The 291-nt window shown below is 50.2% G+C and carries 1 protein-coding gene; it reads right to left on the minus strand.

All coding sequences use genetic code 11. From position 1 onward, the window contains the following. On the minus strand, nucleotides 1–291 hold a 291-nt coding region (locus tag C5P05_RS06990), incomplete at both ends, for a hypothetical protein (protein WP_157979236.1).

Consider the following 291-nt stretch of genomic DNA (forward strand, 5'->3'; position numbering starts at 1 on the left):
TTCCTGCCGCCTTGAATTCAGACAACCACTTGGGGTAGTTGATTTTGCGGTCGTCTCGCATTGGCATGACGACTGCCGCGAAGTCGGGCAAAAATCCGCAAGACACGAAAATCGACTTGTTTTCATCGGACTGGCGCAGGGTGATTCCTGCAAAATCGTTTCCCGTCGCGATCTTCAGGGTTTTGTGAACCATCTTCATATACATGGCGTTGAACATGCCCATTGGGCCAACTTGGCATTCGTCAGGAAAAACAGTCTTCCAGTCTGGGTACTTGCCTTCAACCTCCCATT

The sequence above is a fragment of the Rhodoferax ferrireducens genome (assembly GCF_003347515.1).
Taxonomy (GTDB): Bacteria; Pseudomonadota; Gammaproteobacteria; order Burkholderiales; family Burkholderiaceae_C; genus Rhodoferax.